Below are 12,908 nucleotides of genomic sequence, written 5' to 3'. Positions count from 1 at the left end.
TGGCTGAACCTTAGCGAAGGAAAATCGCAGCGCCAATTGCTGACCGCGCCAATTTAGCCGTAAGCCAACCGATTCAGCTCATAGCTGGCCAGTTCGTCATGCACTGCCCCAGTTGGCATCAGTGTCGATTGATAGAGACCAAACCGCTCAACAAGAAACGGTGGCGCTCGAAATTCCGGCCCGGTTTCAAAGAACTCCAGGATGTCGCGAACCTCGCTGGCGTTGGGGTGTTGGCGCATGCGCGCCAGCGTGATGTGAGGACGAAAGCGGCTCAGCTTTGTCTGGATACCCACCACGTGGACGGCCCTCACGACACGGGCGTGCAAATCTTGTAGTGCCGGACTTGGTTCGAGATCTGCGTAGATCAAATTCGGCGTCGACCTGCCAAACCAACCCAGACCTGCGGGTTGCACTTCGAAACAGGAGGCTTCGATCTGTTCCAGCTCATAATGCAGTTCTTCAAGACGCTCTTCGGGCTGATCATCCAGAAAGGCCAGCGTCAGGTGCAAGTTGTGCCCCGGCACAGGGCGCCCCGCAGGCAACCGTGACTGCAATGCGCAGAGCGCCCGCCCGGTGTCTTCGCCGGGATTTATCGCAATGAAGCTTCGCATCTCTCGACACCGCCAACCCTGGCACCGACCCGGCCAGAATGCGGGTTACAGCATAGCCGGTACAACCTGATCAGGTGGGCGATGACCATCCCCGAATGTCTTGATGTTGATGATGACTTTCTCGCCCATCTCGATCCGCCCTTCGAGCGTCGCCGATCCCATATGCGGCAACAACACGACGTTTGGCAACTCGCGCAGTCTGGGGTTCACGTTGATGCCGTGTTCGTAAACGTCCAGCCCGGCCCCGGCGATCTCGCTGGCGCGTATCATCCTTGTCAGAGCGTTTTCGTCAATCACCTCGCCTCGCGACGTGTTCACGATCACCGAGGACGGCTTCATCAGCTTGAGCCGCCGCGCATTCATCAGGTGAAAGGTCGACGGTGTTGACGGACAGTTGACCGAAATCACATCCATTCGCGACACCATCTGGTCGAGGCTTTCCCACCAGGTTGCTTCCAGTTCTTCCTCGGTTTCCGGGCGCAAGCGGCGACGATTGTGATAGTGGATCTGCATCCCAAAGGCGGCTGCCCTGCGGGCCACGGCCTGACCGATCCGGCCCATACCCAGGATTCCAAGCCGTCGACCGGCGATCCGCCCGCCCAGCAATGCGGTGGGAGCCCAGCCGCCCCATTCGCTCTTCTGCATAACCGACAACCCTTCGGGAATGCGACGGGTAACGGCGAGTATCAGCGCCATTGTCATGTCCGCGGTGTCATCGGTCAGAACACCGGGCGTATTGGACACCAAAACGCCACGCTGCCGGGCCGTGTGCACATCGATATGATCGACACCGGCCCCGTAATTCGCAATCAGCTTGAGCCGCTCGGACCCCTGAGCAATCAACGAAGCGTCTATTTCATCGTTGAGAGTTGGCACCAGAACATCGGCAGTTTTTACCGCATCGACCAGTTCGGCACGGGTCATAGGTGTGTCGTCTTCTCTCAGTCGAACATCGAACAGCTCGCTCATCCGGGTTTCGACGGCCTCCGGCAACCGTCGCGTTACGACAACACTCAGGCGTTCTCTTGACACTTCCGCTCTCCTCACGCTTTTCAAATCGGTTTGCGCCATGGCATCGTGGCGCAGGACAGGGCGGGGCACAAGAACCCCATGCGCAAATGACGCAGCCTTTTATTGAGAATAGATTGAACAGATACGGGCAGGCAGGCAGTGACCCAATCCGGCGTTTACAGACGCCTCGCGTTTGCGGGGATTTCAGCGATTCTTATGATCCTATCCGGCAGTGTTTTCGCAGCCGAACAGCGGGGATCCGTTACCAACCTTCCGCTGCCCCGCTATGTCTCAATGAAGACCAGCGAAGGCAATGTCCGTCGCGGGCCATCTCTGACACACCGTATCGACTGGGTGTTCCAGCGCCGCGACATGCCTTTGCAGATCACCGCCGAATACGGCCACTGGCGCCGGGTTCAGGACCGCGACGGGGCCGGAGGCTGGGTCCATTACGCGCTGCTGTCCGGTGTGCGGACAGTGCTTGTCGAACGCGATATGCTGCAGGTCAGGTCGCGCCCCGATCCCGACGCTCCGGTTTCGGCCGTTTTCGAGATGGGTGTTGTGGCACGATTGGGTGATTGCAACGCCGACTGGTGCCGGATCTCGTCCGGCGGTTATCGCGGCTGGGCCCCCAAAAGCAGCCTTTGGGGCGTCTCAATGAGCGAAATTCGCGACTGATTCCTCCGCTCCGGGTGGTCAGGTGCGGTCAATGAACTCGACGATCAGCCCGGCCAGATCTTTCCCCACATCTTCCTGAAGAAAATGCCCCGCATTCGGCAGGATCACATGCGGCTGCCCTTCGGCCCCCGGACAGAGTTTCTGAAATACTGCATCGACTCCGGCCATAACCATGTCGTCGGCCCCAAAGGCTGTGAGAACTGGTGTGTCCAGCGTTCGGATCACATCCCAAGCGGCTCGGTTTCCGGCGGCACCCGGAGCGTCAGGGCGATCAGGAACCAGCATCGGAAACTGACGTGCCCCGGCCTTGTAGCTGTCGTCTGGAAAAGGCGCATTGTATGCCGCAACCTCGGCATCAGTGAGTTTCGATATGGTTCCGCCATAAACGATGCGCCCGGAATCGAATTCCTCGACCTCCTGACTGAACTGCTGCCACGAATAAAACGCCTCGTTCAATTTCTGCTCGCCCGTAGGCAATGCGGTGTTGGCGACGACGATGCGGGCAAATCGCTCGGGCATTTCTGCCCACAGTCTGAGCCCGATCAGACCGCCCCAATCCTGACAGACAAGTGTAATGCCCTTCAGATCGAGTTGGCGAACCACCTGCCCCATCCAATCGATGTGCCGATCATAGGTATAATCGGTGCGTTCGGTCGGCTTGTCGGATTTTCCAAAACCAATCAGATCCGGCACCACGACCCGATGCCCGGCCTTTGCCACGACTGGAATCATGTGGCGATAGAGGAAGGACCACGACGGCTCGCCATGCATCATCAGCACCGGGGCCGCGCCATCGGGCCCTTCATCGACATAGTGAACCCTGAGCGAGCCCCCCTCGGTGTCATCAATTGTCACGTAGTGGGGCCGAAACGGGTAGTCCGGCAGGGCGTCAAACCGGGCATCCGGGGTTCTGAGGGTTTTCATGGCGGTTCCTCCCTGATCCACTCTTATACCATTCCGGGATAGGCACGAATACGAGCCTAGCATTGACGACGTCCCGGGCTAGGGTAAACGTCACGGAAAACAACAGCAGGAACCGACTGAGATGAAGGCAATTTCCTACAGTGCGTTTGGCGCCGCATCGGATGTGCTGAACTATGGCGACATCGAAAACCCTATACCCTCCCCCGGAGAAGTCACGGTTGATCTTGCCTATTCCGCGGTCAACCCGTCCGATGTTAAGGCGAGGTCGGGATCGCGCCCTGGCGTGACCAAACCGCCCTTCCCCGTCATCGTGCCACATAGCGACGGGTCGGGTCGAGTTTCCGCCGTCGGCTCCGGTGTGAACCCGGCCCGGATCGGTGAAGAGGTGTGGGTTTGGAACGGTCAATGGCGCAGGCCTTTCGGAACGGCTGCGCAGCAGATCGCCCTGCCCTCGGAGCAAGCCGTTCCCCTTCCACGGAAGGCCAGCCTTGAGACCGGAGCCACATTGGGCATTCCCGGCACAACGGCCGCGCATATGGTGTTCAGCGGCGGATCTGTCTCTGACGCCAGCGTGCTGGTCCACGGCGGTGCAGGCAGCGTGGGCTTTCTGGCGGTCCAGCTTGCCAAATGGGGCGGCGCCCGCGTCATCGCCACGGCCAGCCCTGGCAAATCGGAGAAAGTTCTCGAAGCCGGCGCTGACGTGGTGCTCGACTATGCCGACCCGGATCTTGCCGCCCAGATTATTTCTGCCAACGGTGGTCATCCGGTTGATCGCATCGTAGAACTCGAGTTCGGCGAGAATGTCGAAACCGATATCGAAGTCATTGCCGAAAACGGCAGGATCAACGCCTATGGCTCAGCCCATTGCCCGAGCCCTGTTCTGCCGTTCATGCCATTGATGTTCAAATCAGTGACACTGGAAATGGGACTTGTCTACCTGTTGCCACGCGACGTCCGAGACATGGCGATCGGAAAACTGGACCACGCCATTGCCGACGGAGCCCTCTACAGTCCAGTGGATCGGGTCCTGCCGCTCAAGGCAACCGACGAGGCGCATGACCTGGTGGCATCGGGCCGGCGCAACGGGGCCGTTCTGCTCGAAATTCCCTAAAAATTTCCGATGCAATCGATGCAGAAAAGTTTTTTGGCCGAACCGGTGGATTTTTTGCGATCAGGCCTTGAACCAATCCGCCAAGGTGAGTAATTAGCCGCTCACCGTTGGGGTGTAGCCAAGTGGTAAGGCAGCGGTTTTTGGTACCGTGTATCGTAGGTTCGAATCCTACCACCCCAGCCAAGCTCACTATTCATGGTTAATAAATGCCTCGCTCGGAGCGGACGGCTCAACAACGTCGCATGTCGGCGTGTGCTCAACACGTCACATCATTCGCCGCCTTCAATCTCGGCCAACTGGTTAACTCAAATTGAGGCGCTGCGAAGCACCCTTCAGTTTTGATGTGCCCCTACGTTCACAGCCCCTTCAAGTAGTGCCAAGACACATAACCGGTGAGGCTTCGAGCCTCTTTCAATGAAACCTTGCACCACTCGGTACTGCCGATCTGCTGGCAATCGTGAAGCCGAAGAACGGTACCGTTGGGAAGCCCGACAATGATCCTGTAGCCGGTGCCGGGACCGGCGCGCAGTTTCAGCATGTCGTCGCCTTCGACACCGACGACCTCGTAGTATTGACCGGAGTTGGCATTGGCTGGATCCAAGTTCAACCCCAGCATCAACGCTATCATCATGAACGCGCCAAGAGCGGTCCTTTGCATCTTGATCTCCCGAATTGTGCCTCGCGCCCAGTGTAGGTCGAGCTACGCGCGCCCGGCAACCGCAATGGCAGAGAAAGCACGCCTACATATGTTTGCAGGAGCACGACCGCATCCCAGGCGCTGTCACCGTTTACTCGGCGATATCCTCTGCCCAAAGCTCGGGTTTTTCTTCGATGAAACGCTTCATCAGGGACACGCAATCGGGATCCTTTACGATCACGACCTCAACGCCCCGAGATCTGAGGAACTCTTCGTTGCCGCCGAAATTCTGAGTATCGCCAATGACGACCCGCGGGATATCAAATTGCAGGATCGTTCCGGTACACATCATGCAGGGCGAAAGTGTCGTGTACAGGACCGTATCCCGGTAGGTCTTTTGCCGACCTGCCTTGCGCAACGCGTCCATTTCTCCGTGCGCGATCGGATCCCCCTTTTGAACCCTCTGGTTCCGTCCCTGAGAAACGACCTTGCCGTCACGCGCCAGAACTGACCCGATCGGGCAGCCGCCTTCGTCATAACCCGCCTTTGCTTCGTCATAGGCGATGCGAAGCAAGCGTTTGTCGTCATCCGTCATCATTTCAGGCCCCTTTCTGCCCCGCAGGGGGCGATGCGTAATACGGCAGCGGCTCGACCGTTGGCGACCATGTGCCGGACCGTTCAAGCTTGTCCATGTGATCTGCTACTCCTTCGAGCGATGTGAACCAGACATCGCGGGTTTTCAGCGTTTGTTCAATCCATGCCTCCACCAGACGCCAGCGGGCCAGACGCCCGGTAAGAAAAGGATGCACGATCATCATGAAAAAGCCGCCTGCTTCGTACTGTGCTTCGAATTCTTCCCAGAATGCGGCAAGTCCCTCGGACGGAGCCCTGACCGGCATCATGTATCCGATTTCCTCGAAATGGGCGAATGGCGGCCAGTCGTCCGTGCCCCAGTGAACCGGCATCTCATAGAGTCGCCCTTTGTCGCTTTGCAGCGAGTATGGGATATCGTCCCCCATCATCGAACTGTCATATCTTAGCCCGTGCTCAAGCATCAGGTCCACGACCTCGTCGGTGATATTATACACCGGGGCACGATACCCGCGTGGCAACCGGCCACAGATGCGTCTGTGGGCTTCTAGCGCGCGCTCGAACCACTCGCGTTGGCTGCCGTGGGTCGAAACCGGGTCCTCGTGCAACCACCCGTGATGGCCGATCTCGTGCCCATCTTTCAGAATGGCTTCGACGGTGTCGGGATACTGTTCCAGACACCAGCCGGGGATGAAAAAGGATTGTTTCAGGCCGAACCGGCGGTAGGTATCGAGGATTCGTGGCAGCGCCACATTCGGACCGTAACGACCCATGCTGATCGGATACAGGCGGCGGTGGCTGTCCTGCGGGCGGGCTACATGGATCAGACTGTCCGCATCCATGTCGAACGTGATCGCCACAGCGCATTTCGCTCCATCGGGCCATGGGATCGGGTTTCGGATCATGGGTCAGCCGCTCTCCAGCATATGTGCATTTTCGGGCTTCCAGCTCAACCAGACCACCGTTCCCGCTGACAGATCCAGATTCAGCAACTCCCGCTCCTGCATCTGGACCTTGAACTCCTGACCGTCACCGCCTTCGAGGAACAGAGTGACAACAGATCCGATGAATTCTTCCGAAATCAGCTTGGCCTGCACGCTGTTTGGCCCCTCCGGTTCCCCGAGACCAAGCGCAACCAGATCAGCGGAGACAACAAAACTCCGATCTTCTCCGGTACCCAGCACAAAATCCGGCGCTTTGACTCGAAAACTGCCGACCGGCGTCGAGATGCGCGCGAATTCCGCACCGGCTTCCTCTACCTTGCCCGTTAGAATATTGTTGCGCCCGACGAACTCGGCCACGAAACGGTTGGCAGGCGCACGATAGATGTCCTTGGGCGTTCCGACCTGTGCAATGTCGCCCTGGCTCATGATGACAACGCGGTCGGCCATGGCAAAAGCTTCGGACTGCGAATGGGTGACATAGACAAAGGTGATGCCCAGTTCCTTCTGCAGCTGTGTCAGCACCCCCTGCATCCGAATAACCAGATTGGCGTCGAGCGCCGAAAGCGGTTCGTCGAGCAACAGCATTTGCGGCTCCATGACGAGACTTCGCGCCAGTGCCACCCGCTGCTTCTGACCGCCCGACAGAGTGTCAACATTGCGCTCGGCGAATTCTCCGATGTGCATCCGGTCCAGCCAATCCAGAGCGCGCCGCTTGCGCTCCGCCTTGTCGACGCCCCGCATCTTAAGTCCAAACTCTACGTTTTCGCGGGCTGAAAGAAACGGAAAAAGCGCCAGAGACTGCCAGACCAGAGGCGTGTCTCTCTCATGCGGTTTGACGTCGTTCATTACCCGCCCGCCAATGCGAATTTCTCCTGATGTCGGGCTTTCCAGTCCCGCCAGCATGCGCAGCGTCGTGGTCTTTCCGCAGCCCGAAGACCCCATGATGGCAAGAAACTCGCCAGATTGAATATCAAGATCCATGTCGCGCACGGCCACGAAACTGCCAAACCGTTTCTGGACATTGCGGAAAGTCACGAGTGGTTCAGTCATGTCAGGAATGGCTTCTTATCTGGCGGCTGATGAAAAATACCTGTGCAAGGATTACCAGCGTCATTGAAGTGAGGAACACGAATGTCCCGATGGCGTTGACCTGCGGATCGATGTTGCCCTGAACGATTTCAAGGATCACGACCGGCACCGTCTTGTTCAAACCCGACACGAACCATGCAACGGCAAATTCATCGAAAGAGACCGCAGCCGTCAGGCACAGTGAAGAGACAATTGCCGGGGCACAGAACGGGATGATTACATGGCGCATTGTCTGCCATTCGCTGCCCCCAAGATTCCACGCTGCAGCTTCGAGATCCGGGTCCATCTGCTGCAGACGCAGACGGATGATTGCCATCGCAAACGGTGCCGTCAGAACGGAATGGGCAAGGATGATTGACCAGAGATAGCCTGACATCCCGAGCTTGGACAGCCACGCCAGCATCGCCAGCGCCATGATGATCAGCGGGATCGTCGGCGGCAGCAGGATCAGTGCCAGATAGGCGCCTTTGAAACGGAAGTTGTAGCGAAAATCAGAGTAGGCCGTTGAAAAGCCCAAGAATGTCGCCAGCACGGCGCTGCAGCCGGAAACGATGACCGAGTTTACGGCCGCCTGCCAGATATCCGGGTCGCCCAGAATCTTTTCGTACCACTGGGTCGAAAACTCTCCCAGCGGGATCGTCGGGAACCGCTGGGAATTCAGCGAGAACACGAGGCTGAACACGATCGGAGCAAAGACGAAAACGAAGATGAGGGCGACATATATGCCCAGCATCAGGTTCAAGGTGCGGTTCTCATTCATGTCGCACCTTTAGGCTTGCGATACGCAAGCGCGATCGCGGCAAAGGCGATGGTAAAGAGCGTAACCATCATCATGATGGCCACAACGGCTGCACGCGGCCACTGTTGGCCTGATTTCGTGGTGTCAAGGATCAAGATCGGCAAGGTCGGCTCCTGACTGCCGCCGAGATAGAAAGGCGCAATGAAGTCACCAAAGGACAGGATGAAACAGAACAGGGCAGCGATGATCAGGCCGGTCTTCGACAGGGGAATGACCACCCGCCAAATCGTTTCAAACGGTTTGCACCCTAGGTTGCGCGCGGCTTCGACCAAAGTTTTGTCGATATTCGCCATTGTCACCGTTTGCAGGATCACCGCCAAGGGAAGGGTCAGCGTCAGGTATCCGATGACCGTGCCGAAATGCGTATTCAGCATCTTGAACGGGCCTAACCCGACATAACCCAGCATCGCATTCAGAACACCGCTTTCTGCCAGGATCACATACCACGAGAAAGTTCGCACAAGGTATGAGGTGAAAAACGGTATGATCAGCAGAAAGACCGCCCACCGACGCAAGGCTTCGCTGGCCCGAAAGGCCAATGTGTAGGCTGCCGGAAATGCAATCAACATCGCGATCGTCGCGCTTAGCGACGCAATAAGCAGCGTGTACCAGTAGCTGTCCCAGAAATACCCCCGGCTCAGCATCTTTTGCCAGTTCACAAACTCGAAGGCCGCATTCATTCGATAGTTCTTCACGACGAAGAACGATATTGCGACCATGAAAAGCACCGGACCGACAAAGAACATAAGCTGCCAGATGATGATCGGCAGTCGCCATGTCATTGCGTATAAATCGAATTCTTTATTGCGGCTCACCCGATCAGCCCCTCAGGTCAGTGTTGGTCCGGGCCGCGCGAGGCAGCCGGGACCGTTGGTCTGACGGCTATGGTCAGGCGTTCTTGTATTCCGACCAGAAGTCGTTCCAATCTTCCAGCGACTGCTGCTGCGGGATATCGCGGTAGTGAATCCGACCTTCGTTGATCAGAGCAATCGGATCATTTGGCATGCCGTCCACCTGGTGGCTGCGCTTGGCTTCCTTTGGATCAACCTCCTGCAGCTTGGCACGACCTGCCTTTGTCACGCAGAACCCCGGATAGGCCAGCATCTGCGCCGATTTCACCTGCCCTTCGGGCGACATCATGTATTGGATGAACTTGGTCACGAGGTCTGCCTTCTGGCTGCCCTTTCCGATCGAATAGCTTTCCGTAAACTGGATGCCGCCTTCTTTCGGAATGACCGAGGCAACGGGTGCGCCATCGCGCTCAAGTACACCGGTGATCCAGTCACCGATCCCGCACATGGCCAGCATTTCACCGTTCTTCAGCCCGTTGAAGGTACCGCCATAGTCAAAAAACCCGCCAATCTGTGGGCGCAGGGTCATGGTTGTGTCTTGGACGGCCTGCCATTGGTCATCATCCACGTTCCACAAATTGGCGCCGTTGCCGTTCTTCAAGCTCATCATTCCCAGATTTGGCAGATGCCAGTCGAAATGTCCGACCTTCCCTTTCACCTCCGGCTTCCAGAACGCATCGTAGCTTTGCACCTCTTCGGCGCTGATCGCGGTGGTGTTGTAGCTTACACCGAGATGCCCGCCGCGTAGGATCATCGAGTAAAGCTTGTCGCCATCCCAATGGCCCGGGAACTTGGTGAAATCCTCGTGCAGCATGTCGTCGAACGGGTAGTCACCCGCATTGAGCTCTTCAATGTAGCCCGCTGCATTGAGCTGCTGAACGAACTCAGCATCAGACAGAATCAGGTCATAGGTGCCCGGAGGGGACTGGGCGATCAACGCCAGCATGTTGTCACCACCGGCGTAGTATTTCGGAACGAATTTGACGTTGTTGGCGGCCTCGAACTCGCCCACCATGTCCGGTTCGCCGTGTCCGTACCATGCGAGCATGTTAATCTCGGTGGTCTGAGCCCAGGCGCGACCCACAAACGGGGCGCTCAGCGCCAGCCCGCCGCCCAGCCGCAGGACATCCCTTCTAAGCATTTGACCGGATCCGGTTTTCTTCCTATCGCCCATGATTTTTTCTCCGCTGTTGTCGTCTATTTGTGGTCGGTCTCCCTCTTTACCGGGGAGTGTCTTGCCTTGATTGAGTCGAGACTAGCCAGAATCAAAAGCAAAAGGAAATTTATCGAATATATGAATCCATTAACCCTCTAAATGACCGCTGCATCTGCGGGCGCATCCTGCAGGCTGCTCTCGATCGTCGAGGTCAGGCAATCCGCCACGAGGTTCCCCCAGCTTCCAAGGCGTGTTTGCCGATAGAACAGTCCTATGCGAAGCGGCTCTAGCGACGGCAGCCCTTCTTCGGGCGGGATGTGTCGCATTCCCTTTTGAATGGTCGACGCGGTTAGGCTGGAAAAACCCAGCCCGTCGCGCACTGCTTGCTGAACCGCTTCGATATCCGGGCTGGAGAACACCACGTCCCAGCCACGTTGAACCGATTTCAGCGCATCGGTCATTCGCTGCCGATAAACGCATCCCGACGGGTGCGCGACCAGCGGCAGGTCTGCGAACTCCCGTGGATCGGAGTCCGATGCTCCGGCCCAGAACGGCTGTTCTTCCCAACGCCGCACCAGAAACTGGGGATCTCCGTCCTGATACAGCGCCACGATCATGTCGATCTCGTCACTCAGCAGGGCCTCGTGCAGGTTCTTGGACAGATCGCAGCGAATGTTCAGACGCAATTCCGCATTGTCTTTCATCAACCCGGTCAGGTTGCGTTGCAACAGGCGGACGCCATAATCAAGTGGCAGTCCCACACGCAGCGCTTCGGCGCCACTGCGCCGTTCAAAGAGGCCCATGGCAAGGTCGTTGATTCTCAGGATCTGACGGGCATGCATCGCCAATGCTTCGCCCCGCTCGCTGACCTGCATGACCCTGCCCTTCTGGTTGATCAGCTTGTAACCAACGAGTTGCTCAAGCCGCTTGATCTGAAGACTGACAGCAGGTTGTGAGCGCCCCAGAAGATAAGCGGCGCGCGTAAAGCTCTGCACCTCGATCACAGTGACAAAGGTGCGCAGCAGGTCCGTCGGTAGGTTTACGTTGCGCATGAGATAAAGATTTCAATTATCAATCCATCAATTGCAACAATAAATTTCTTTAATCCACTTTGCCTCGTTACCCTGACATCATGCTACGCTCGGACTTTCACAAACACTTCAAATCTGTCGGCCCAGTGGTGCTTCCCGTCATCCATGTGCTCGACGACGCGCGCACGGAGCGGAACGTCCGCGAAGTTGTTGGCGGCGGGGCAGCCGGATGTTTCCTGATCAACCATGATTTCGAACCCGAGCGCTTTTTGCCGATCATCAGGCACATTCGCGAACGGTTCCCCTCGCTCTGGATGGGCGTGAACTTTCTTGCTGTTACCGGGCGTGATGCCTTTCCCATACTTGGTAAACTCGATCGCGAAGGGTATCCGGTGGACGCCTATTGGGCCGACGATGCATGCATTGACGAGCACGGCGTCAACGCCGAGGCGAAAGAGATTGCGAAGATTTATGACGATAGCGGTTGGCGCGGAATGTACTTCGGCGGAACCTGCTTCAAGAAACAACGTGAAGTCGCGCCGGAACATTATGGCGACGCGGCCCGCGAAGCCAGTGCCTTCATGGACGTAGTCACGACATCCGGCGTGGCCACCGGGCACGAGGCCGAGCTTGGCAAAGTCGACACATTTCGGGGGGCCATCGGGGACAGACCGCTGGCGCTGGCCTCGGGCATCACACCCGAAAACGCCGTGAATTACCGGGATGTAGATTGCTTCATGGTGGCCACGGGCATCAACGAGCCCGGAAACTTCTATGACATTGACCCCAACCGTCTGGCAGACCTGATGCGGGTCAGCCGTGAATTGGGCAAAGGAGAACAGACATGACCGACAACGACAAGGGCCCACGCGACGACCGCTGGTACCTCAACATCATGGCACCGAACACAAAGGGCGACAAGTTCGCATGGCTCGACCCGACTTCGATCTACATCAATCAGGCTGCGTTCACCGACCTGCTCGATGACCTCTTGGCTGATCTGGAAGGCGTCGAATACGACGTTGTTGCAGGGCTCGATGCGATGGGATTTGTTCTCGGCGCGGCTCTGGCTGCCAGATCCGGTGTTGGGTTCCTGCCGATCCGAAAGGCCGGCAAACTTTGCGTGGATACCGACAAGGTGTCGTTCGGAAACTACTCGGGTCGGACGCAGGACATGGAAATGCGCACCCCTGCCTTTGCCCCGGGTACCCGGGTTCTGCTTGCCGACCAGTGGGTCGAGACCGGCGGAACCATGGATGGCGCGATCCGGCTGGTAGAGCGTCAGAAAGGCAAAGTCGCCGGTCTGGTGGCTGTTGCGATCGAAGAAAACGAGCGCACCAATGAATACCGAAAATCCTACCCGTGTGTTGCTGCTGTCGTTCAGGGATCGCGTTGGCAAACCGAATGCAATGCGCAAACCCTGTCCAGTTTCGATAGCTACAAGCCGGAACTGGCCTTTCCGGTCTGATCTCCCC

Annotated in this window: 15 protein-coding genes and 1 tRNA gene; 5 read left to right on the top strand and 11 right to left on the bottom strand. The window is 57.6% G+C overall.

From position 1 onward, the window contains the following. Window positions 1-53 precede the first annotated feature (53 nt). Together thpR and ACP15U_RS01510 are read right to left on the bottom strand one after the other, a co-directional pair. A complete protein-coding gene (gene thpR / locus ACP15U_RS01515) occupies window positions 54-611 on the bottom strand; it encodes an RNA 2',3'-cyclic phosphodiesterase (protein WP_425043352.1) in 558 nt (185 codons plus the stop codon). Window positions 612-656: 45 nt separating this feature from the next. Beyond that, window positions 657-1,643, bottom strand: coding sequence for a 2-hydroxyacid dehydrogenase (locus tag ACP15U_RS01510; protein WP_425043351.1), 987 nt, complete (start codon window positions 1,641-1,643; stop codon window positions 657-659). A gap of 195 nt (window positions 1,644-1,838) precedes the next feature. Between ACP15U_RS01510 and ACP15U_RS01505 the strand changes: the two genes are divergently transcribed. Beyond that, window positions 1,839-2,300: an SH3 domain-containing protein gene (locus tag ACP15U_RS01505; RefSeq protein ID WP_425043350.1), complete on the top strand. Its 462-nt coding sequence runs from the start codon at window positions 1,839-1,841 to the stop codon at window positions 2,298-2,300. Window positions 2,301-2,318: 18 nt separating this feature from the next. Here ACP15U_RS01505 and ACP15U_RS01500 read toward each other — a convergent pair whose 3' ends face one another. Next, a complete protein-coding gene (locus ACP15U_RS01500; protein WP_425043349.1) occupies window positions 2,319-3,224 on the bottom strand; it encodes a haloalkane dehalogenase in 906 nt (301 codons plus the stop codon). 121 nt (window positions 3,225-3,345) lie between these two features. Between ACP15U_RS01500 and ACP15U_RS01495 the strand changes: the two genes are divergently transcribed. Next, window positions 3,346-4,335, top strand: coding sequence for an NADPH:quinone reductase (locus ACP15U_RS01495; RefSeq protein ID WP_425043348.1), 990 nt, complete (start codon window positions 3,346-3,348; stop codon window positions 4,333-4,335). A gap of 108 nt (window positions 4,336-4,443) precedes the next feature. Continuing rightward, window positions 4,444-4,518 (top strand) — tRNA-Gln (locus ACP15U_RS01490). A 172-nt stretch (window positions 4,519-4,690) separates the two neighbouring features. On the opposite strand, the gene ACP15U_RS01485 is transcribed toward ACP15U_RS01490, so the two are convergent. The 8 genes from ACP15U_RS01485 to ACP15U_RS01450 form a co-directional block, all read right to left on the bottom strand. Continuing rightward, the gene (locus ACP15U_RS01485; RefSeq protein ID WP_425043347.1) at window positions 4,691-4,993 is read right to left on the bottom strand and encodes an SH3 domain-containing protein; all 303 of its coding nucleotides are present in this window, start codon (window positions 4,991-4,993) and stop codon (window positions 4,691-4,693) included. A 130-nt stretch (window positions 4,994-5,123) separates the two neighbouring features. Continuing rightward, entirely contained in the window at window positions 5,124-5,567 is a 444-nt protein-coding gene (locus ACP15U_RS01480) for a nucleoside deaminase (RefSeq protein ID WP_425043346.1), read from the bottom strand. Between the two features lie 4 nt (window positions 5,568-5,571). Then, window positions 5,572-6,468, bottom strand: coding sequence for a polysaccharide deacetylase family protein (locus ACP15U_RS01475; protein WP_425043345.1), 897 nt, complete (start codon window positions 6,466-6,468; stop codon window positions 5,572-5,574). 3 nt (window positions 6,469-6,471) lie between these two features. Continuing rightward, window positions 6,472-7,557: an ABC transporter ATP-binding protein gene (locus ACP15U_RS01470; protein WP_425043344.1), complete on the bottom strand. Its 1,086-nt coding sequence runs from the start codon at window positions 7,555-7,557 to the stop codon at window positions 6,472-6,474. A 1-nt stretch (window position 7,558) separates the two neighbouring features. After that, the gene (locus tag ACP15U_RS01465) at window positions 7,559-8,356 is read right to left on the bottom strand and encodes an ABC transporter permease (protein ID WP_425043343.1); all 798 of its coding nucleotides are present in this window, start codon (window positions 8,354-8,356) and stop codon (window positions 7,559-7,561) included. Then, the gene (locus ACP15U_RS01460) at window positions 8,353-9,177 is read right to left on the bottom strand and encodes an ABC transporter permease (protein ID WP_425043723.1); all 825 of its coding nucleotides are present in this window, start codon (window positions 9,175-9,177) and stop codon (window positions 8,353-8,355) included. Before ACP15U_RS01460 ends, ACP15U_RS01465 begins: the two co-directional genes overlap by 4 nt. A gap of 106 nt (window positions 9,178-9,283) precedes the next feature. Next, the gene (locus ACP15U_RS01455; protein ID WP_425043722.1) at window positions 9,284-10,387 is read right to left on the bottom strand and encodes a polyamine ABC transporter substrate-binding protein; all 1,104 of its coding nucleotides are present in this window, start codon (window positions 10,385-10,387) and stop codon (window positions 9,284-9,286) included. A gap of 170 nt (window positions 10,388-10,557) precedes the next feature. Beyond that, a complete protein-coding gene (locus ACP15U_RS01450; RefSeq protein ID WP_425043342.1) occupies window positions 10,558-11,454 on the bottom strand; it encodes a LysR family transcriptional regulator in 897 nt (298 codons plus the stop codon). Window positions 11,455-11,534: 80 nt separating this feature from the next. Here ACP15U_RS01450 and ACP15U_RS01445 point away from each other — a divergent pair, with 80 nt between their 5' ends. Both ACP15U_RS01445 and ACP15U_RS01440 read left to right on the top strand, forming a co-directional pair. Next, on the top strand, window positions 11,535-12,281 hold the full coding sequence (locus ACP15U_RS01445) for an adenine phosphoribosyltransferase (protein WP_425043341.1): 747 nt from the start codon (window positions 11,535-11,537) through the stop codon (window positions 12,279-12,281). Next, window positions 12,278-12,901, top strand: coding sequence for a phosphoribosyltransferase family protein (locus tag ACP15U_RS01440; protein WP_425043340.1), 624 nt, complete (start codon window positions 12,278-12,280; stop codon window positions 12,899-12,901). Before ACP15U_RS01445 ends, ACP15U_RS01440 begins: the two co-directional genes overlap by 4 nt. Window positions 12,902-12,908 lie beyond the last annotated feature (7 nt).

This window comes from Primorskyibacter sp. S87 (assembly GCF_049801055.1).
In the GTDB taxonomy this organism is placed as follows: domain Bacteria; phylum Pseudomonadota; class Alphaproteobacteria; order Rhodobacterales; family Rhodobacteraceae; genus JBNAGF01.
Note: the sequence above shows the minus strand (reverse complement) of the source record. Positions and strands in the feature narration are given on the sequence as shown.

Coding starts and splice junctions, on each gene's coding strand:
- thpR (WP_425043352.1), bottom strand. CDS start 611: ATGCGAAGCTTCATTGCGATAAATCCCGGCGAAGACACCGGGCGGGCG.
- ACP15U_RS01505 (WP_425043350.1), top strand. CDS start 1,839: ATGATCCTATCCGGCAGTGTTTTCGCAGCCGAACAGCGGGGATCCGTT.
- ACP15U_RS01500 (WP_425043349.1), bottom strand. CDS start 3,224: ATGAAAACCCTCAGAACCCCGGATGCCCGGTTTGACGCCCTGCCGGAC.
- ACP15U_RS01495 (WP_425043348.1), top strand. CDS start 3,346: ATGAAGGCAATTTCCTACAGTGCGTTTGGCGCCGCATCGGATGTGCTG.
- ACP15U_RS01485 (WP_425043347.1), bottom strand. CDS start 4,993: ATGCAAAGGACCGCTCTTGGCGCGTTCATGATGATAGCGTTGATGCTG.
- ACP15U_RS01480 (WP_425043346.1), bottom strand. CDS start 5,567: ATGACGGATGACGACAAACGCTTGCTTCGCATCGCCTATGACGAAGCA.
- ACP15U_RS01475 (WP_425043345.1), bottom strand. CDS start 6,468: ATGATCCGAAACCCGATCCCATGGCCCGATGGAGCGAAATGCGCTGTG.
- ACP15U_RS01470 (WP_425043344.1), bottom strand. CDS start 7,557: ATGACTGAACCACTCGTGACTTTCCGCAATGTCCAGAAACGGTTTGGC.
- ACP15U_RS01465 (WP_425043343.1), bottom strand. CDS start 8,356: ATGAATGAGAACCGCACCTTGAACCTGATGCTGGGCATATATGTCGCC.
- ACP15U_RS01460 (WP_425043723.1), bottom strand. CDS start 9,177: ATGACATGGCGACTGCCGATCATCATCTGGCAGCTTATGTTCTTTGTC.
- ACP15U_RS01455 (WP_425043722.1), bottom strand. CDS start 10,387: ATGCTTAGAAGGGATGTCCTGCGGCTGGGCGGCGGGCTGGCGCTGAGC.
- ACP15U_RS01450 (WP_425043342.1), bottom strand. CDS start 11,454: ATGCGCAACGTAAACCTACCGACGGACCTGCTGCGCACCTTTGTCACT.
- ACP15U_RS01445 (WP_425043341.1), top strand. CDS start 11,535: ATGCTACGCTCGGACTTTCACAAACACTTCAAATCTGTCGGCCCAGTG.
- ACP15U_RS01440 (WP_425043340.1), top strand. CDS start 12,278: ATGACCGACAACGACAAGGGCCCACGCGACGACCGCTGGTACCTCAAC.